Genomic DNA, 19426 nt, shown 5'->3' with positions numbered 1-19426 from the left:
GACGAACAAGACGGACGAGCCGGCCTCCTGGGCGGCTTCTCCCCGCAGCCGGGCTCACCGTACTGAACCGGACGAGCCCTCCCGGCCACAGCGCTGGAGATCCGGGTTGCCGAAAAAGGGAGCCAAAGGGGGGCGCGAGGGGGGGCAAAAAAGGCGGCCACCCGACGCCCGGGGCGCTCCGGAGCGCCTCCGAGATGTGATGTGAGGGCTCCGGAACGCCTTCTTCGTCAAGAAGGGGCTTCCTGCTTCGGGGCCTTCACACGGTCGCCTTCCGGCATCGCGGCCCTCACCAGCTCCGCGGAGCGGATCGTGCGGGTCCCCCGCGAGACCCTCAGCCGCACCTGGGCACCGGTCGCGATGGCCTGTGAGGCCGCGGGCAGCGCCCAGGCGGTGGTCAGGTCCGTGTCCCCCTCGTCCAGGGCCAGGAACCGGGCCGCCCCCTTGCCCTTGCGCGACTCCATACGCAGCACCTCACCGGTGACCGTGGCGGGCTCCCGCAGCTCCAGACAGGCGACGGTCAGCAGGTACGCCGCCAGCGCGCCGAAGGCCGCGACCGCCACCAGCTCGCCGGGCAGGGGGCCCTCGTGGGTCGCCGCATCGCCGGCCCAGCCGTGGCTGCCGCTCGCGAAGTTGCCGGGCATCATCGCCAGGAACGCCAAGAACAGCGTCCAGCGGCTGAACTTGCCGGCCACCACGAGGCCGAGCAGCGCGCTGCCCACCCAGCCGGCGCTCAGCACCAGTCCCGGCCGTCGCAGCGAGCCGCCGCTGTGCGCGTCGACCGCGACCATCCAGTCGGGCTGTCGCAGCACCGCGAAGGCGCAGAGGCCCACGGCGACCACGCCCGCTGCGGTCGCCGACCGCAGCAGCCGGCTGGTCGAGCCGCCGAAGCCGGGGCGCAGCCGTGGGTAGCGGATCCGCACCGGGCGCCAGGTCCCTCCGTACGAGGACCAGACGCGTCGCCGGTCCCCGGAGTCGAAGCCGAGGAGCCGGCCGGTCAGGCTGGTGACGCCGAGTGCGGTCCCGTACGCGAGGTAGCGGTCCCAGACCGCCACGGATGCGGGCGGCAGCCGGGCAAAGTCCTCGTGCGCCGTCAGCCAGGCGCGCAGTCCGGCCCAATGCCCGGCGCGTTCGAGGCCCTTCGGGGTCGCCCGCTCGCCCAGCGACTTGCCGAGCAGGTAGGCCAGCGCGGCCCCTGGGGCCACACCGGCGCAGAGCGCGGCGCGCACGCCGTGGCCTCCCAAGACCGCGGCCACGGCGAACAGCGCGCCGGGCACGAAGGCACCGGTCAGCAGGGCACTTCCGAGCAGGCGCGGAAACCGGTACCGGGACAGGCCGCGCAGCCGGGCATCGGCGATGATCTCCCGGCGCAGTGCCGTGTTCCAGGAGGCCGCGCGCTTGTCGTCGCGGAAGGCGATCGCCCCGATGGGCGCGCCGCCGTCCGCCACGCGGCTGCTGACCCGGTCCAGTACCCGCTGTTCGTACGGCGTCAGCCCTGGCGCCGACCGGCCGGCCCCGGTGAGGTGGACGGTGCTGAGGGCCGGGTCGTCGCCCGGCTGTCGCAGCTCGACGAGCCCACGGGCCGCGAGGTCCAGCAGGGTGGCCGCGGCGGCGTGCTCCACGCCCCGCCAGTGATTGCCGAGCAGGCTGACCACGGCCGGCGGTTCGGGGTCGGCCCCGAACTCCTGGGTCGCGGGCCCGGGCGCGACCACGCCGTTCCGGGTGGCGGCCAGCGCGAGCCCGAAGCCGACGAGCCAGAGCACGATCAGGCCGGCGCCGCCCCAGTAGAGCTGTTCGGTGAGCGTCACGCGAACCTCACCGGGACGGTCTCCTGCGCCACACCTGCGGCCTGGAAGTACTCCCGCCGCCCGTGAGCGCCGCCCAGCCCCGCCATGACGTTCCCCGGGAAGCTCTCCAGGGCGGTGTGGTAGCTCTGCACGGCGCTGTTGTAGAACTGCCGGGCGTACGCGATCTTGTCCTCCGCCGACCTCAGCTCTGCTTGCACCGCGCTGAAGTGCTGATCCGCCCTGAGCTCCGGATAGCTCTCCCCGAGCGCGAACAGCTTCGCCAGTGTCGCGGTGAGCGCGTCCTCGGCGGTGGCCCGGTCCGCAGCACCGAGTCCGCTGCTCACGGCCGCCCCTCGCGCGGCGGTGACCGCCTCGAAGGTGCCGCGCTCGTGTGCGGCGTACCCGCGCGCCCCCTCGACGAGATTCGGTATCAGCTCATGGCGCCGCTTCAACTGCACGTCGATCTGCGCCCACGACGCCTGCGTCTGATTCCGCAGCCGAACGAGCCGGTTGTGGGTCCGGACGACCCACCAGCCACCCACAACGACAATTACCGCAAGAACCGCACCCACGATGACACCCACGGTGTCGCCCCCCAGAGCCCTGAACGTTGCGGCCCCCCTGGCCGAACCACGCGATCTTAATCGGCCGCAAGGAGACACGGCGCTCGGACAGTTCGCCCATGGTCGTCCCGGAGTCCGAGTGGGAGAGACCGGGGTGGGCTTTCGGGCGAATCCCGCCACATATGCCGTTCAACCGGGCCGCCCGGGTCCCGGACCGAACGCACGGGGCGCAGAAGGCCCGTGGGGTGTCCGGCGTTCGCACCGGGGCGTGCTTCCGTACCTCACGCATGCGCCTCCCCCGGGCAGCCGCCGCGTGGCAGCGTGCCTGAGGTCCGCAGTCGGCCGGTCTTTTGACAGGGGGCACGGAGTGGCATCTCAGTCCAGGTGCGGCGCACGCACCAAAGCCGGTGGGGCCTGCCGGAATCTCGCGGTTGTCGGCACCTCCCGCTGCGCGAGGCACCAAGGTCCCTGGTCCGCCTACGGGGTGGCGCAGCGCAAGGAGAAGGAAGCCAAGGCGAAGAAGCGCACCATCCGCAAGAAGCGGTAGGCGCTGCCGGGAGAGCTGCCGGGAGAAAGGCGCGAAGGGGGCGCGGGCCGCCGCGACGCTCTTGGGCGACGCACAGAGCGTGGTTCCCCGGCCCGGTGGGATTCCCGTTGCCGGCCGCCGCCCCGGGCGGAGCACGCCGTACGCGGCCGGATACGCCCACCGTTCGGTACCGGTCCCTCCCCTCGTGGGGACCGGTACCGAACGTGGGCGGCTTCGGTCCGCGCCATGTCGTGCACGGCGTGGACCGAGGAAGGGGTGGATCCGTGGCCGGTGCGGCAGCGGCCCGGACCGGACCTGTGCCACGGACCTCGCAGGCCCGGCCGGTGGGACGGCGACGGATCTCGTAGGCTCCGCCGGGGAGACGGCCGGTGCCTGCGCCTGGCTACGGTGAGAACGACGGAATTTGACCGAGAACATGCGGCGTCATGAGGTGTCACTCCGAGCGCTGAGCTGGTCGACGATCCGGGAGCCGCCCGGGTGGTGCGCTACTAGGTCGTGATCCTGCCAGCTGCGGCCCCCGAAGAGGGGGGTCCGGGGCCCTGATCGACGGCTAACCGCAGGTCAGCCCGATAGGCTGACTTTTCCGGTCCGGACATCCGGGGGCCGGGGGGAGCGGTCCGGACATCCAGGTGCGGGGGAAGTAAGGAGTGGACACCTTGAGTTCCGACTCAGGGGCGCGCACAGCCTTGGCGGAACGCCTCGCGCTGCTGTACAAGGAGGCCGGTAATCCGCCCCTGAAGAGCGTGTCCGATGCGGTCGTCCGGCTTCAGCGGGTCGACGAACGCGGCCGGCCCGTGCGGGTCTCCGCCCAGCGCATCAGCGACTGGCGGCGGGCCAGGAACGTGCCTGCCCAGTTCGTCGCCCTCGCGTCGGTGCTGCACGTACTGATCCCCCCGGCGCGGCGCTCCCAGCCCGCGCCCGTCTCCGCGGGCCTGTACGACCTGGCGCAGTGGCACCGTCTGTGGGAGCGGGCCGTGGCCGACCCGGTCGGCGACAGCCCTGCGGCAGCCGCCGAGGAGAGGCAACGCCCGCCGGGCGAAGCCGTGGACGTCCCCGGTGCCGTATGCCCCTACCGGGGCCTCGCTCCGTACCGGCAGCAGGATGCCCGGTGGTTCTTCGGCCGTGAGCGGAGCAGGGACGCCCTCGTCGCTCAGCTCCGGGCGGCGGAGCAGACGGGCGGCCTGGTGATGCTCGTCGGCGCTTCGGGGTCGGGAAAATCCTCCCTCCTGAACGCGGGTGCGGTGCCCGCCCTGCAGGACGGCGCCCTCGGCAGCCCCGGCAGCGCGGCGGGGGAAGTGCTCCAGCTCGTCCCGGGAGGAGACCCTCTCGCGGAGCTGACGCGCCGGATACCCGGGCTCGCGCACGTCGTCCCGGCCGCGAAGGAAGCCGCCGCGGACGCATCCGGCACACGCGGATTCGCGCAGCCCGCCAGGGAAGCCATCGCGGCGTGGGCGCACCGCGAGACGCCCTCACCCGGCCGCCCTGTCCTCATCGTGGACCAGTTCGAGGAGGCCTTCACCCTCTGCTCCGACGAGCAGAACAGGCGCGCCTTCGTCCAGCTCCTCCATGCCGTCGGCACGTCCGCCGGGCCGGACGAACCCGCTCCCGCGCTCGTACTCCTCGGCATACGCGCCGACTTCTACGAGCAGTGCCTCGGGTATCCCGAACTGGCCGACGCGTTGCAGCACCGGCACATGGTGCTCGGCCCGCTGACCACCGCGGAGTTGCGCGAGGCGGTGACCGGCCCGGCCAGGGCGGTGGGCCTGGAGCTCGAACCGGGGCTCGCTGAGCTGATCGTCCGTGACGTGAGCACCGGCAGCCCGCGCGGGAGCGGGACGCACGCGGGGGTGCTGCCGCTCCTCTCGCACGCTCTGCTCGCCACCTGGCAGCGGCGGACTGCGGGGCGGCTGACGCTGGCCGGCTACAGCGCGGCGGGCGGAATACAGGGGGCCGTGGCGGCGACGGCGGAGCACGCCTGGTCCAGCCTCGGCCCGGCGGCGCGTACCGCCGCGAGACTGCTCCTCCTCAGGCTGGTCCGGCTGAGCGAGGACACCCAGGCCACCCGGAGACGGGAGACCCGGCGCCAGCTGGCCGAGGAGTCGACGGACCCCGACAGGACCGAGGAGTCGCTCGAAGCGCTGGTCCACGCCCGGCTGGTGACACTCGACGCGGAGACCGTGGAGATCACCCATGAGGCACTGCTCCACGCCTGGCCGCGGCTGCGTGACTGGATCGACGAGGACAGGAACGACAACCTCCTCCGCCAGCAGCTGGAGGAGGACGGCAGGGCCTGGGAGGCGACGGCTCGCGACACCTCGCTCCTCTACCGCGGGACCCGTCTGGAGCAGGCACGCCGCTGGGCGAAGTCGGCCGGTGACACCTTCCTGACCAGGAGTGCGGTGGATTTCCTGGCCGCGTCGGCCAGGCTGCGCAAGCGGAGCGTCTGGATCAGCCGCGGCGCGGTGTCGGCCCTCGTCGTCCTGGCGATGCTGGCGGTCGGTTCGGCGGTGCTCGCGTGGCAGCAGCGCGACGACGCCGTGTTCGAGCAGGTCGTCGCCGAAGCCGACCGCGTCCAGTACACGGATCCGTCCCTGGCCGCCCAGCTCGATCTGGTGGCGCACCACTTGCGGCCGGACGACGAGGCCACCAGCAACCGCCTGGCCTCGATCGTCAACGCGCCCCTGGCCACGCCGCTGCTCGGCCACACCGGCGCCGTCTACCTCACCACGTTCAGCCCGGACGGGAAGACTCTGGCCACGGCGAGCTACGACCGGACCATCCGGCTGTGGGACGTGACCGACCCGACTCGTCCCGCACCGCTGGGCAGGCCCCTCACCGGCCACACGAGCTGGGTGAGCAGCGCGGTCTTCAGCCCGGACGGGCACACGCTCGCCAGCGCGTCGGACGACGGCACGATCCGGCTGTGGGACGTGACCGATCCCCGCCACCCGAAGCCGCTCGGCGCCCCTCTGACCGGCCATGGCGGTACGGCGTACCTCCTCGCCTTCAGCCCCGACGGACATATCCTGGCCTCGGCCGACGAGGATCACACCGTACGGCTGTGGAACGTGGACGACCCGGCCCGGCCGGAGGCGGTCGGGGCCCTGACCGGGCACACCGCCGCTGTGCGCTCGGTGGCCTTCAGCCCTGACGGGCGGACGCTGGCGGCCGGCGGCGACGACGGCACGATCCGGCTGTGGAACATGGCCGGTCGCGGCCGGCCGGATCCGGTCGGCCGGGTGCTGAAGGGTCACACCGGCACGGTGCACTCCGTGGCCTTCAGCCCTGACGGGCACACGCTCGCCAGCGGGGGCGCGGACGACACGATCCGGCTCTGGGACGTGAGCGACCCGCGGCACGCAGCCGAACTCGGCGCCCCGCTGGCCGGGCACACCGGGCCCGTCTGGTCGGTGGCGTTCAGCCCCGGCGGTGGGATGCTCGCCGCGGGCAGCGCCGACAGTACGGCCAGCCTGTGGAACGTCAGCAACCCCGCGTACCCGTCACAGGTCGGTGAGCCGCTCGCCGGGAGCAGCGGCGAGATGTACGCCGTCGGATTCAGCCCTGACGGGCGGACCCTCGCCACCGGGAGCGGCGACAACAAGGTCCGCCTCTGGTCGATCCCGACATCGGACATGACGGGCAGGATCGGAGCGTTCCGTCCGGACGGCCGGGTGCTCGCCACCGCCGCACGCGACCAGAAGGTCCGGCTGTGGAACGTGGAGTCCCCCGACCGCCCCGCACTGCTGGGCAGAGCGTTCATGCCGGGGAAGGGGGACGCGCGCTCGCTGCTCTTCTCCCCCGACGGGCACACCCTCGCGGTGCTGACCGGCAGCCGCGCGGTACAGCTGTGGAACGTCACCGACCCGGCCCGCCCCGTCCCCTACGGTCCGCCTGTTCCGCTGCGGACACGCTTCGCGGGCCCCGACGCGCTGGCCTTCAGCCCGGACGGGCACACGCTGGCCACCGCGCTCGACGACCGCACCATTCGGCTGTGGGACGTCAGCGACCCGTCGCGTCTCCGGCCGCTCGGTGCGCCGCTCACCGGTCAGAAGGGCTATGCCAACACCTTCGTCTTCAGCCCGGACGGACGGACGCTCGCCGGTGGCAGCGCCGACGGCGCCATCAGGCTCTGGAACGTGACCGACCCCCGGCATGCCGCCCGGCTCGGCGCACCCCTCAAGGGACACCTGGGCCCCGTCAACGCGCTCGCCTACAGTCCGGACGGGCGCACGCTGGCCAGCGGCAGCGATGACGGCACGGTCAGACTCTGGGACGTCGCGGCCCCCCGCAGGGCGACTCAGCTGGGCTCCACTCTCACGGGCCACACCGAAGCGGTCGTGTCACTGACGTTCAGCCGGAACGGGCACACCCTGGCGAGCGGCGGCAACGACGACACGGTCCGGCTCTGGAACGTCACCCACCCGTCGATGGCCACCCCCATCGGGCAGTCGCTGAGTCCGAATGCCAAGACCGGCAATTTCCTGTCGTTCAGCCCCAACAGCCACCTGCTCGGGGTGTCCAGCGGCGCCGACACCGTCCGGCTGTGGGACCTGGACGCCGGTCAGGCCGTACGCCGCATCTGCTCGATCACCCGGGGTGTCCTGACCCCGGAAAAGTGGCACGAGTACCTGCCTCGTCTGTCGTACGACCCTCCGTGCGGTGAGTGACGGGCCGGAGTGCTCCCGTGACCATGGCGCGTGATCTCGCTCACAACTCACCGCCGTGAGCGGGCAGTTCTCCCGTCACCTCACCACCCTTGTTACTGTTGGAAATAGCCCGATCGCTGGTGCATCCCCCGTCGCCAGCGGTCGGGCGTTTCCATGACCGCGCTCGGCCACCTCCGTGACCTGCGGATACCGGCTCCGGCTCCTTTCCGCGAGGCTCCCGGCGCCCTGCCGGAGCCCGCGAGGCGGTGGACCGCCCCTTCCGGGCGCGTCAAGGCCTCGTGCTGCGCCGTACGGTGAGCACGTCGGACCAGGAGAGTGGTGAGCTGCGGTGGCGCAGGCGTACGAGCGGATCGCGGATGGGCCCGGGCAGCCCGCCCGCGCCGGTCAGCAGGGGCCCGGTGGACGGCCGCCGGGCGGCGGGCACCGGCGGGTCGTCGTCGTCACCGCCGTCCATGCCCCGTCGGCGCGGTTCCTGGCGGAGGCCTACGCGTCGCTCCGCACACAGGAGTTGCCCGGCGGATGGGACTGGCACTGGGTGATACAGCAGGACGGCGAAGGACCCGGCGTCGCCTCGTATGTGCCCGCCGACGAGCGGGTGACCTTCCGGCAGGGCCGGGCCGGAGGTCCGGGTGTCGCGCGGACCATGGCCCTCGCCCATGCGGACGGCGCGTACGTCAAGGTCCTGGATGCCGACGACCAGTTGGCTCCGGGCGCACTGGCCCGTGACCTGGCCGCACTGGAAGAGAACCCGGACATCGGCTGGGCGACGTCCCGCGTGCTCGATCTGCTCCCCGACGGCTCCACGGCCGGCTTCGACGGGGACCCCGCCGGCGGGCCGGTCGAGCGCGGAGCCGTCCTCGCCCACTGGAGGGCGAACGACTACCGCGCGCCGGTCCACCCTGCGACGCTGTTCGTCCGCCGGGACCTGCTCCTCGCCCTCGGCGGCTGGATGGCCCTGCCGGCTTCCGAGGACACCGGGCTGCTGCTCGCCCTGAACGCGGTCAGCCGGGGCTGGTTCTCGTCCGGGGTCGGGCTCCGGTACCGCAAGTGGCCGGGTCAGGTCACGAGCCAGGCGGCGCACACGGACACGGCGGAGCGCGATACGCGTATGGCCGTCGTGGAGGCCAGGGCGCGTGCGCTGGAGCACTTCCGGTGGCGCCACCCCGTCGGCTCCGCATGATCCGCCGGACCCGGCCGCCCAGGGCAGTGCGCTCTCAGGTCAGCACGGCGGCGTCGGTCCGTGAGAAGACCAGGTCGCTCTCGCCGCTGACCGGTCCGCGCCAGCGGACGGGAGGCAGCGGAGGGCGGCGCCCCGCTGCGACGTAGCTCTCCGGCGAGTAGTCGTTGGCCAGTCGGTAGACGTGGTAGCCGCGCCCCCGCATCGTGTCAAGCAACTCCTCGACGGAGTCACCGAGCCGGGCCATCCGGTGGGGGGTTACCTCCACGGTGATCTCGGCGTCGGGCCGCAGCCGGTCGAGGACGGGGACCAGGCCGCGCATGACGCTGCCCTCCGCCCCCTCCACGTCGACCTTGATCACTCTGGCCGCCGTGATCTCCTCCGGCCGCAGCACCTCTGCCAGCGGGAGGGCTTCGATGTCGAAGGTGGATTCCGCGGCCCCTTCGTAGGGGACGATGCTGTTCGCCCCCATGTTGTTCGAGCTGGCGAGGACGAAGGTCAGCAGCTTCCGGGTGTCGGCGACTGCGGTGTTCACCGCCCGGATGTTGTCGCACGCGTTGAGCCGGGCGTGCTGCAGCAGCCTCCGGTGGAAGACGGGAGAGGCCTCGACGGACACCACCCGGCCCGCACTGCCGACCAGCCGCGAGGCCAGCACGCTGAAATAGCCGATGTTCGCCCCGACGTCGACGAACGTGTCCCCCGGGCGGAGCCTGCTCCGCAGCCAGTGGGTCATGTGCGGCTCCCACCCGCCGAACAGGTAGAGGTAGCGCTGGATCAGGTCCTGTGTGTCGAGGGCGAACCGGGCGCCGAACCGGTCATCGCAGACCCGTCGCCTGGGCTGATCACGCAGACGGGGGTTGAGGTAGCGGGCGGCCAGCCGCTCCTTGCCGAAAGAGCCGGGCGCGTCGCGCAGATACCGGCGGCCGAGGGTCAGCAGTACCTCTGAAGCCGTGTCCCTCATCCGATCGCCTCTCCGCAAGGTGCCGCCCGAACCGCGGCGTTGAGGGGCCGTACGCCCTCAACGCTCCGCCGCGGCCGGGCTCCGGTCAGCCGGTGGCTGCCCGGTCCTGGTCGAACGGCAGGTCCAGCATACGAATGGCGTTGCCCCGCAGCAGTTTGTACGCGACATCGGCGGAGAGCCCGGCCATGTGATCGGCCGCCACCTGACGGGTGTTCGGCCAGGTCGAGTCGACGTGCGGGTAGTCCGTCTCGAACGTCGCGTTGTCCACGCCCACCGTCTCGATGGCCTCAATGCCGTGCTTGTCACGGAAGAAGCAGCAGAACATCTGCCGGTAGTAGTACGTGGACGGCGGCTCCGGGATCAGGTCCTTGACCCCACCCCACGCCCGGTGCTCCTCCCAGACGTCGTCAGCGCGCTCCAGCGCGTACGGGATCCACCCCATCTGCCCCTCGCTGTACGCCAGTTTCAGCCGGGGGAACTTCACCAGGACCCCGGAGAAGAGGAAGTCCATCATCGACGCCATGGCGTTGTTGAAGGAGAGCGAGGCCTGCACGGCCGGCGGGGCGTCGGGCGAAGCGGCGGGCATCTGCGACGACGATCCGATGTGCATGTTCACCACCGTCCCCGTCTCCTCGCAGGCCGCGAAGAACGGGTCCCAGTAACCGGAGTGGATCGACGGCAGCCCCAGATAGGTCGGGATCTCGCTGAAGGTCACCGCCCGGACCCCGCGGGCCGCGTTCCGCCTGATCTCGGCCACGGCGAGGTCGATGTCCCAGAGCGGGATCAGGCAGAGCGGGATCAGCCGGCCCTTGCTGTCCCCGCACCACTCCTCGACCATCCAGTCGTTGTAGGCGCGGACGCAGGCCAGGCCCACTTCCTTGTCCTTGGCCTCGGCGAAGGTCTGCCCGCAGAAGCGCGGGAAGGTGGGGAAGCAGAGCGAGGCCTCGACATGGTTGAGGTCCATGTCCTTGAGGCGCTCCGCCGGGTCCCAGCAGCCGGGCCGCATCTGCTCACGGGTGATGCCGTCGAGCGTCATCTCGTCCCGCGAGAAGCCCACGGCCGCGATGATCCGCTTGTACGGGAAGATCTCCCCCTCGTACCGCCACCAGTCCGTCACCTGTCCTTCCGGGTCGGTGGTGAAGCGGTACTTCCCGCCCACGTACGCCAGGTCCCCGATCCCGGCGGTGAAGGGCTGGGGCCCCAGCTCCCGGTACTTGCCCGGCAACCACGTCCGGAAGAGGTGCGCGGGCTCGATCACGTGATCGTCCACGCTGATCACCCTGGGCAGTTCCGCGGCGCTGTCCTGACTGCTACTCATTCGCTTCCCCTCAGCTGCCTGCCACTTTGTCCGACCCGATCTGACGATGCGTCAGTTTTAGAGTACGGACGCACCCCGGGGCCGACAAGCGGTTGCCCGAACTTGCCCCTTGCGGGATCGCGTCCCGGCACCCGAAACTGACGACCCATCAGCTAACACGACCGGCAGGAGTGCCTCATGCAGACGATGTGGCTCAGCGGGGCCGAGTGGCTCGCGGTACTGCGGATCGGCCTCGGGCTGTGGTGGCTGGAGAGCTGGCGCCACAAGGACAAGACGACCTGGTTCGGCGGAGGCGGCGTGACCTGGGCGGCCGGCATAGCCGCCGAACACCGCTGGCAGTTCGTGCGGAGCGGCTTCGCGAGGACAGTGCAGCCGAACCCCAGGCTCATGGCGTACGTCGTCGCCTACGCGGAGCTGGCACTCGGCCTCGGCCTGACCGCAGGCTTCCTGACGCCGATCGCGCTGGTGGGCGGCCTCCTGCTCAATCTGATCTATCTGGTGCTGATGATCCACGACTGGGCCGAGCAGGGGCAGAACCTGATGATGGTGCTGATCTCGGCCACCGGGCTGTTCGCCATGTGCTGGCAGAGCTGGTCGCTGGACAGTCTCTGGGGCCTGTTCCTGCGATAGGCACCTCAGCGATGGGTACCTCTGCACCAGGCGCAGAGGTACCCGCGGGGGGGGCGGGCGGGACCCGGGCCTGCCGCGCCCCGCCGGTGCTGCCCGCCGTTCCCGCGGCGGCAACCGCGCCGGGGCCGCCCCGGTGCGATCCGTGTCCGCACGTCCAAGGGCATCCGGCGCCCGGCACCCGCCCTCTCCTCCGCCCGGGCGGGTGCCGGGCCGGCCGGAGGAGTCAGAGAGTCAGCAGCCGCTCGATGAGGTGCGCGGCGGAGTCCGGCCCGGCCGCCAGCACGACACGGCAGCGGGCGCCGTTCACCGGCGGGTAGTTGAGGAACTGGCCGCGCAGGTCGCAGATGGTCTGGCCGCGGCCGGGGCCCTGGGTGGCGTCGACGACGACATCGACCACGGGGGCCAGGGTCGGCACCACGCCCCCGACGGCGATGGCCGCCGCCAGCGGGTCGTGCACGGCGCAGCAGCGGCGGCCGAACGTCTCCAGGTAGAAGTCGTAGTAGAGGTCCATCATCTCGCCCAGCGCGGTGGGCAGCGGGCGGCCCGAGTCCAGCAGTCGCTGCCGGTCGGCCTCTTCGAGGGTGTGGGCGAGGGTGACGTCGAGCGGGACGAGTGTGATGTCCCAGGGCGCCGCGAGGACTTCGGCGGCGGCTTCGGGGTCGTTGGCGATGTTCGCCTCGGCGACCGGTGAGACGTTCCCGCTCTGATGGGCGGCTCCGCCCATGATGGTGATGTCCTGGACCAGCGACGGCAGCGCGGGCTCCCGGCGGAGCGCCTCGGCGACGTTGGTGAGCGGACCGGTGGTGAGCAGCCGCAGCTTTCCACGGTGGGTGTGGGCGAGCTCGATGATCATGTCGGCGGCGTCCTGCGCGACGGCCGCCTGGGCCGAGTCGGGCACGGTGATGTCGCCGATGCCGTTGTGGCCGTGGATGTGGGGCACGGAGCCCGCGTAGACGCCGGCCTGGGGGTCGGCCGCCCCGACGGCGACGGGGATGGTGGCCCGGCCCGCGAGCTGGGTGAGGGCGAGGGTGTTGCGGGCCGCCTGGGTGGAGTCGACGTTGCCGCTGACCGTACCGATTCCGGCTATCTCTATCTCGGGGGAGGCCAGCAGGTAGGCGAGCGCCATCGAGTCGTCGATGCCGGTGTCGCAGTCGAAGTAGAGCGGCTGGGCTGTCATGGGAGGTCCTTCGAGGCCGGGGCAGTGGCTGCCGGGGGGGGTGTCGGCACGGTGCCGACGCGGTACGGGGTGTGGTTGTGCCGGTGCGAAGCGGCCGCGGTCAGTCCGGCCGCCGGGTGATGAAGAGGCTGGCCACCAGGGCCAGGACGGTGATCCCCACGGAGATCCACAGGGCGGTGCCGTAGCCGCCGGGGGTGCCGCGGGCCGCGTACGGGGCGACGATGCCGATCCCGGTGCTCGCACCGATGCCGAAGGCGGCGCTGTTGAGTCCGGGCAGGGCGGCGGGCGCGTCCTTGGGCGAGTTCAGGACTCCCAGGCCGTTCACCGTGGTCAGGACGAGGCCGTTGTACGTGATCCCGAGGAAGGCGACAGCCGCGAAGACGGTCCACTTCTGCAGCGGGAAGGCGGCGATGACGCACAGGGCCGCGATGCTCAGGACCAGACCCGCCCTGAGCGTGAGCAGCCAGCCGCGCCGGTCGGCCAGCCACCCCGACACCGGGGCCGCGGCCAGCCCGATCAGGGCCGCGGGAGTCAGGTAGAGCAGCGACGATTCGGTGGCGGAGAGCCCGAAGCCGGCCCCCGGGTTCTGGCTGATGACGACGACGGTGAAGTTGATGACCGCGAAGATCCCGGACAGGGCGATCACGGTCGTCGCGATGACCGGCCACACCTGGCGGGACTTGAGGTGCCGCAGCGCGATCAGCGGGGTGGCCGTGCGGCGTTCGACCAGGCCGAAGGCGAGGGCGGAGACGACGGTGCCGGCCAGATAGCCGAGGGTGCTCGTGCTGTTCCAGCCGTCCGCGAAGCCGTGCGAGACGAGGTAGGTCACGCAGTACAGCGCGACCGACAGGGTGGCCGCGCCCCACCAGTCCATCCGGCCGGCCGTGACCGGCCCCCTGTCCCGGGGCAGGACGAACGCGACGCAGGCCGAGGCGGCGACACCGACCACCAGGATGACGGCGAAGATCGACCGGTAGCCGAAGGAGTCCGAGAGCCGCCCGCCCAGGAGGCCGTCCACGCCGCCGACCCCGCCGTTGATCGCGGTGATCACTCCGAGAGCCGTCGCGAAGGCCTTCCTGCTGAGCCGCTCGTTGAGGACGACGTACGCGATCTGGAAGGCCGCGCTCGACGCGCCCTGCAGGACCCGGCCGGTCAGCAGGACCGGCAGGTTGGGTGCGACGAGGCAGAGCACCGTGCCCGCCGCGGTGACGACGAGGACCGCCATGAGGACCCGCCGGCGCCCCCAGAAGTCGCTGACGCGGCTCAGCACGACACCCGTGATCGCCCCGGCCAGGAAGAACAGCGAGGAGACCTGCGCTATGTCGTCCACGCTCCCCTTCAGCTGCCGCGCCATCTCCGGGAGCGCTGGGGTGATCATGCTGGCGTTCAACTGGTAGGCGATGACGCTCAGCAACAGCGTCGCGACGAGTGCGGCAGCCTTCTTCCCGTGCAGGGTCGCCTGTTCGCCGTCTTCCAGCTGGTTCGCGTCTCTTACTCCTGGACTGACGTCCGGACTGCCTGTGTTCACAAGGAACCTCATCGTTACAGTGAGTCACACTCTTGGCTGATGTGAGATGTTATACCTCTCAGTCCGACATGCGTCTAGAGCTGATGGATTTCTGGTTAGATGGGGCCGACCACAGGCCCGTAGCGAAGCGAGGAGTGCCGTGGCTGTCACCGCCGTCACCGTCGACGGGTTCCTGGCCGAACCCATGACCGTCTCCGTCGGCCAGCCGCTGCGGGTGGCGGTCTACTCGCGGCTCGCGCACGGCATCCGGGACCAGGTCTTCCCGCTGGGCTCCGCCCTGCCCAAGGAGGCCGACCTCGGCGCCCGCCTGGGGGTGAGCCGCACGGTGGTGCGCGAGGCCCTCATGCTGCTGGAGGAGGACGGCCTCATCCGCACCCGGCGCGGGGTCGGACGGTTCGTCAGCCAGACCCTCCCGCGCCAGGGCCTGGAGCAGCTGCAGCCCTTCGAGGAGACGCTGGCCACGCCCGACCAGCCGGTGCGCACCGAGCGCCTGGAGATGAACCTCCAGCGCACGACGGACTTCGTCCTGCAGGGCCTCGGGCTCGACGAGGACAGCAACGCCTGGTTCTGCGAGACCCGGCTGACCCGCGGTGTGGAGCAACTGGCCCTGGTCCAGGAGCACATCCCGTGCGGTTCTGACCTCCGTGCGCTCTCCCCCGTCGTGGCGGACAGGGTGCAGGAGCTGCACGACAGCCCCCGCACCCTGCTGGGCGCCATGACGGGCATGCTCGGGCCGGTCTTCGGCCCCGGCGAGTGCACGATCACCGCGGGCATCGCCGGAGCCACCCGCGGCAGGCTCCTCGGTCTGCGCCCCTCCGACCCGCTGCTCATCCTGACGCAGACCGCGCAGCTCGCCGGCCGGCCCGCCTATCTGGCGAAGTACCTCATCGCCCCCACCGGCGACCCGCTCTCCATCCTCCAGCCGCCCCAGCCGGGAGCGGCGCCCGCGCGCCCCTGAAGGCCCGCGGCCGCCACCGCCTCACCCGATCCGGACCCTCGCCTCCAGCGGCAGGTCCGCCGACGACCGGCCGACCGCCACCGTGTAGCTCCCGGGCACCACCGTCCAGCCGGTGTCCGGTGTCTGCCACACCGCGAACGCCTCGCGGGGCAGGCCGAGATGGACCGTCCTGCTCTCGCCCGGGTCCAGGGTGACCTTCGCGAAGGCCTTCAGCTGCCGGGACGGCTCCCCGGCCGCCGCGGGAGCCGTCAGATACAGCTGGACGACCTCGCTGCCGGTGCGGTGGCCCGTGTTGCGGATCCCGACGCTCGCGCGGTATCCGTCCCCGGACCGCTCCAGGCGCAGGCCGGACAGCCGGAACGTCGTGTACGACAGGCCGTGCCCGAAGGGGAACAGCGGCCTCTCACCGGAACTCTGGTACCAGCGGTAGCCGACCGCGAGCCCCTCGTCGTAGAAGACGTGCACGCCGTCACCCGGGTACTGGGCAGTGGTCTTCGCCGGGCCCTGCTGCTCGGAGGCCGGGAAGGTCTCCGGCAGCCGGCCGCCCGGCTCCTCGTCGCCGAAGAGCATCGCGGCCAGGGCGCTGCCCTGCTCCTGTCCGCCGTACCAGTTGGCGAGGACCGCGCCCGCGTCGTCGAGCCACGGCATGAGGACCGAGCCCGATGTGTTCAGGACGACCACCGTACGGGGGTTCGCCGCGGTCACCGCCGCGATCAGCTCGTCCTGGCCGTCGGGCAGGGCGAGCGTGGTGCGGTCCGAGCCCTCGCCGGTGTAGTCGGCCGCCACGACGACGGCCACGTCCGCCGCCCGCGCCGCGTCGGCGGCCCCCGTGAGGCCCTGGGTATACGTCACCGGGATGTCCCCGGCCCGCGCCTTGATGCCGGCGAGCGGGGTGACGACCGTGCCGTGGGCCGTGACCGCGCCCGAACCGCCGCCGTGCGTACGGGTCCCGGCGTCGGCCGCGCCGCCGATGACCGCGACGGACGACGGACGGGTGAACGGCAGCACCTGCGCGTTCTTCAGCAGCACGCTGCCCTGGACACTGATGCTGCGGGCGAGCCGGAGATGCGCGTCGCTGCTGACCACCTTGGTGAGCACGGTCGCCGGGTCCGGCAGCCGGTGGTCGAAGAGCCCGATCCGGAACATGGCGGTGAGGACATGGGCCGCCATCGTGTCCACGGTGGCCTCGCTCACCGTGCCGGCCGCGACGGCGTCCTTCAGCTTCCCCCCGAGATAGGTGGAGCCCGGCATCTCCATGTCGGAGCCCGCGTGGGCGGTGAGCAGGGTGCTGTGGGTGCCGCCCCAGTCGGACATCACCAGGCCGTCGAAGCCCCACGCGTCGCGCAGGGTGTCCTGTACGGCCACGCGGTTCTCGTGCGACCAGGCGCCGTTGACCTTGTTGTACGAGGTCATCACGGCGCCCGCGCCGCCCTGCTGGACGGCGGCACGGAACCCGGGGTAGTAGATCTCGTGCAGGGCCCGCTGGGAGACCACCACGTCGATCGAGCCGCGCAGGGTCTCCTGGTTGTTGGCGGCGAAGTGCTTGACGGTGGCGATCACCGGGTGGGTCTGGATGCCCTCGATGACCGGCGCCGCCAGCTCCGCGTTGAGGTGCGGGTCCTCGGTGAAGGTCTCGAAGGAGCGCCCCCAGTACGGGACCCGCAGGATGTTGATGCAGGGCGCCAGGGCGATGTTGTGCCCCTTGCCGGCCTGCTCCGCGCCGTAGGCGTCACCGTAGGCGCGGGCCGCGCCCGGGTCCCAGGTCGCCGCCAGGGTCTTGCTGTCAGGCCACTGGGTCACCCCCGTCGACCCGTTGCCCACACCGTTCGGTCCGTCGCCCAGGTAGAGGGCCGGGATACCGAGCCGGGTGTTGGCGAGGACCCGGCCCGCGTAACCCACGGTCCCCGAGGTCCAGCCCTCGCCGTGCAGCAGGGCGATCTTCTCGTCCAGGGACATCTCCGCGACGAGTGCGGCGGCTCTGGTCGCGGCCGCCGCCGAGCCGGGCCGCGCCGCGGGGGCCGCGTCCACTGCTCCGGGGGCGGCGCCGCCCCGCACGGCCGCGGCCGCTCCCGTCGCCGACGCCACGGTGCCGACGCCCGCGGCCACCGTGGCCGCTCCGGCCAGCTTCAGTACCGATCTACGGTCGACGTTCATGTGCCCTCCCGAGTCGCTGTCATGGATGCACGCATGCCATGGGTGAACGAGTGCACGGACGTACGGATACACCTGTGCACGGGTGACATAAGTAAGTGACATGTACATGGGCACATCGATCGCCCGAATCGTCAATGGTTTGTACACGCTTCGCGGAACGCGGCCTCCCCGGCATCGACAGTGGAACGCCGTGCGCCAACTGGCCCGACCCGCGTCCCAGTTGGCTTCAGGGAGTGAACGCGGCAAGGCCCTTGACGGAGCGGCCACCGTGCCCGACAGTCATTCGCAAGGCAGCTGAGAGCGCTCTCAGGCATCTCTCCCCCACCCCCACGGAAGCAGCCCCCCATGAACAGGATCGCTTTCCCCGGCACCTCTCCCGGCGTCTCGACCGGCCCCGGCCGCCGCACCCGGCGCCGACTGCTGACCGTGCTCGCCGCGCTCTCCCTCCCGCTGGCCGGGCTCACCGGCCTGGCGGGCACCGCCGGACTCTCCGGCACCGCCGCGGCGAGCGAACCCGCCGCGGGAGCCCGTACGGCCGCGGCCGACTGGAGCACGGTCTTCCGGGACGACTTCGACGGCGCGTCCGGAACGGGCCTCAACACCGCCGACTGGCTCTACGACAAGGGCAACGCCTACCCCGGCGGCGCCGCCAACTGGGGCACCGGTGAGATCGAGACCTCCACGGACTCGACGGACAACGTCTACCAGGACGGCTCGGGCCACCTGGTGATCAAGCCCGTACGCGATGCGTCCGGGCACTGGACGTCCGGCCGGGTGGAGACCCAGCGCACCGACTTCGCCGCGCCGGCCGGCGGTCAGCTGCAGCTCAGCGCCTCCCTGAAGCAGCCCGACCCGGCGAGCGGACTCGGCTACTGGCCGGCCTTCTGGGCGATGGGCGCGGACGCCCGCCCGGCCGGAGCCACCAACTGGCCCGGTATCGGCGAGCTGGACATCATGGAGGACGTCAACGCGCTCAGCCAGCACTCGACCACCTTCCACTGCGGCCAGTGGGCCGGCGAGTGCCACGACCCGGACGGGATCAGCAGCGGGCTGCAGGCGTGCACCGGATGCCAGTCCGGCTACCACACGTACGCGGTGGTCGTGGACCGTACGAACGCCGCCGCCGAGCAGCTGCGCTTCTCCCTCGACGGCGTCCAGACCTTCGTGGTCAACCAGAACGAGGTGTCCGACGCGACCTGGAAGGCCGCCGTCGACCATGGGTTCTTCGCCATCTTCGATGTGGCGATCGGCGGTTCGTATCCGGACAAGGTCTGCGGCTGCACCTCCCCGGCCGCCGACATCAGCTCCGGGGCCGGGATGAGTGTGGACTGGTTCTCGGCCGAGGTGAGCCAGTCCTGACCGGCCCTGACCGGCCCTGACCGGCGGCGCGCCGGACCGGACTTGGACCGCGACAGCACCGTGCCCCGGGGGCGATGGCCCCCGGGGCACGGTGCTCACTGCTGCGCTGCTGGAGCGCTGCTGGTCACTGCCGCCGCGCGGTCAGTTCCAGTTGTGGTTGCGGCCGTGGTTCCAGCCGCCGTGGTTCCAGCCACCGTGGTCGCGGCCGTGGTCACGGCCGTGGTCGTGGTCGCGGCCGTGCTCGCGGCCGCCGTTCTGGCAGGTGTTGCCGAAGGCCGGGTTGAGCAGGCCGATGACGTTGATGCTGTTGCCGCAGACGTTGACCGGAACGTCGATCGGAAGCTGGACGACGTTGCCCGAGAGGACACCCGGCGAGCCGACGGCCACGCCCTCCGCTCCGCTGTCGGCGGAGGCGATCGACGCACCCCCCAGCACAGTGGCGGCCGCGACAGCAGACAGCACGGTCATCCGCACGATACGTGACATGTAGACACAAACCCTTCAGTCGGAGCACTCCAGGGCCGGACACGCAGGCCCTCTTGTGTGGTCCTTCGCTATGCCTGCCCGCTGAGTTGGGTCCCGCATCGCTTGTTCACCCGAAGA

The 19426-nt window shown here is 71.7% G+C and carries 13 protein-coding genes; 5 read left to right on the top strand and 8 right to left on the bottom strand.

Features of this window, described 5'->3' with window-relative positions; genetic code table 11:
- Positions 1-227: 227 nt before the first annotated feature.
- Together OG917_RS18900 and OG917_RS18895 are read right to left on the bottom strand one after the other, a co-directional pair.
- Positions 228-1805 (bottom strand): DUF2207 family protein, encoded by a 1578-nt coding sequence (locus OG917_RS18900; RefSeq protein ID WP_328318788.1) that lies wholly within the window; start codon positions 1803-1805, stop codon positions 228-230.
- Complete coding sequence (locus OG917_RS18895; protein ID WP_328318787.1) at positions 1802-2356, bottom strand: LemA family protein; 555 nt, start codon at positions 2354-2356, stop codon at positions 1802-1804. Before OG917_RS18895 ends, OG917_RS18900 begins: the two co-directional genes overlap by 4 nt.
- Before the next feature lie 1185 nt (positions 2357-3541).
- On the opposite strand from OG917_RS18895, the gene OG917_RS18890 reads away from it, so the two are divergent.
- Together OG917_RS18890 and OG917_RS18885 are read left to right on the top strand one after the other, a co-directional pair.
- Entirely contained in the window at positions 3542-7561 is a 4020-nt protein-coding gene (locus OG917_RS18890) for an nSTAND1 domain-containing NTPase (RefSeq protein ID WP_328318786.1), read from the top strand.
- Positions 7562-7889: 328 nt separating this feature from the next.
- On the top strand, positions 7890-8741 hold the full coding sequence (locus tag OG917_RS18885) for a glycosyltransferase family 2 protein (protein WP_328318785.1): 852 nt from the start codon (positions 7890-7892) through the stop codon (positions 8739-8741).
- 34 nt (positions 8742-8775) lie between these two features.
- Here the strand turns inward: OG917_RS18885 and OG917_RS18880 are convergent, their stop codons facing one another.
- Together OG917_RS18880 and OG917_RS18875 are read right to left on the bottom strand one after the other, a co-directional pair.
- Positions 8776-9699: an FkbM family methyltransferase gene (locus tag OG917_RS18880; protein ID WP_328318784.1), complete on the bottom strand. Its 924-nt coding sequence runs from the start codon at positions 9697-9699 to the stop codon at positions 8776-8778.
- An 85-nt stretch (positions 9700-9784) separates the two neighbouring features.
- Positions 9785-11017, bottom strand: a complete 1233-nt coding sequence (locus tag OG917_RS18875) for an amidohydrolase family protein (protein WP_328318783.1) — start codon at positions 11015-11017, stop codon at positions 9785-9787.
- A 177-nt stretch (positions 11018-11194) separates the two neighbouring features.
- Here OG917_RS18875 and OG917_RS18870 point away from each other — a divergent pair, with 177 nt between their 5' ends.
- On the top strand, positions 11195-11647 hold the full coding sequence (locus tag OG917_RS18870; RefSeq protein ID WP_328318782.1) for a DoxX family protein: 453 nt from the start codon (positions 11195-11197) through the stop codon (positions 11645-11647).
- 223 nt (positions 11648-11870) lie between these two features.
- Here OG917_RS18870 and OG917_RS18865 read toward each other — a convergent pair whose 3' ends face one another.
- Together OG917_RS18865 and OG917_RS18860 are read right to left on the bottom strand one after the other, a co-directional pair.
- Entirely contained in the window at positions 11871-12824 is a 954-nt protein-coding gene (locus tag OG917_RS18865) for a nucleoside hydrolase (RefSeq protein ID WP_328318781.1), read from the bottom strand.
- 100 nt (positions 12825-12924) lie between these two features.
- Positions 12925-14352, bottom strand: a complete 1428-nt coding sequence (locus tag OG917_RS18860) for an MFS transporter (protein WP_328318780.1) — start codon at positions 14350-14352, stop codon at positions 12925-12927.
- Between the two features lie 139 nt (positions 14353-14491).
- Here OG917_RS18860 and OG917_RS18855 point away from each other — a divergent pair, with 139 nt between their 5' ends.
- A complete protein-coding gene (locus tag OG917_RS18855) occupies positions 14492-15310 on the top strand; it encodes a GntR family transcriptional regulator (protein WP_328318779.1) in 819 nt (272 codons plus the stop codon).
- Between the two features lie 21 nt (positions 15311-15331).
- Here the strand turns inward: OG917_RS18855 and OG917_RS18850 are convergent, their stop codons facing one another.
- Complete coding sequence (locus OG917_RS18850) at positions 15332-17464, bottom strand: glycoside hydrolase family 3 C-terminal domain-containing protein (RefSeq protein ID WP_328318778.1); 2133 nt, start codon at positions 17462-17464, stop codon at positions 15332-15334.
- 345 nt (positions 17465-17809) lie between these two features.
- Here OG917_RS18850 and OG917_RS18845 point away from each other — a divergent pair, with 345 nt between their 5' ends.
- Entirely contained in the window at positions 17810-18823 is a 1014-nt protein-coding gene (locus OG917_RS18845; protein ID WP_328318777.1) for a glycoside hydrolase family 16 protein, read from the top strand.
- A 141-nt stretch (positions 18824-18964) separates the two neighbouring features.
- Here OG917_RS18845 and OG917_RS18840 read toward each other — a convergent pair whose 3' ends face one another.
- The gene (locus OG917_RS18840) at positions 18965-19309 is read right to left on the bottom strand and encodes a chaplin (protein WP_328318776.1); all 345 of its coding nucleotides are present in this window, start codon (positions 19307-19309) and stop codon (positions 18965-18967) included.
- Positions 19310-19426 lie beyond the last annotated feature (117 nt).

It is taken from the genome of Streptomyces sp. NBC_00388 (assembly GCF_036061255.1).
In the GTDB taxonomy this organism is placed as follows: domain Bacteria; phylum Actinomycetota; class Actinomycetes; order Streptomycetales; family Streptomycetaceae; genus Streptomyces.
The sequence above is the reverse complement of the archived record's forward strand: the minus strand, read 5'-3'. Positions and strand labels throughout refer to the sequence as shown.

Bases quoted from the DNA above. Each gene is read 5' to 3' on its own strand.
- OG917_RS18875 (WP_328318783.1), bottom strand. From the start codon at position 11,017: ATGAGTAGCAGTCAGGACAGCGCCGCGGAACTGCCCAGGGTGATCAGC.
- OG917_RS18870 (WP_328318782.1), top strand. From the start codon at position 11,195: ATGCAGACGATGTGGCTCAGCGGGGCCGAGTGGCTCGCGGTACTGCGG.
- OG917_RS18840 (WP_328318776.1), bottom strand. From the start codon at position 19,309: ATGTCACGTATCGTGCGGATGACCGTGCTGTCTGCTGTCGCGGCCGCC.
- OG917_RS18865 (WP_328318781.1), bottom strand. From the start codon at position 12,824: ATGACAGCCCAGCCGCTCTACTTCGACTGCGACACCGGCATCGACGAC.
- OG917_RS18850 (WP_328318778.1), bottom strand. From the start codon at position 17,464: ATGAACGTCGACCGTAGATCGGTACTGAAGCTGGCCGGAGCGGCCACG.
- OG917_RS18880 (WP_328318784.1), bottom strand. From the start codon at position 9,699: ATGAGGGACACGGCTTCAGAGGTACTGCTGACCCTCGGCCGCCGGTAT.
- OG917_RS18845 (WP_328318777.1), top strand. From the start codon at position 17,810: ATGAACAGGATCGCTTTCCCCGGCACCTCTCCCGGCGTCTCGACCGGC.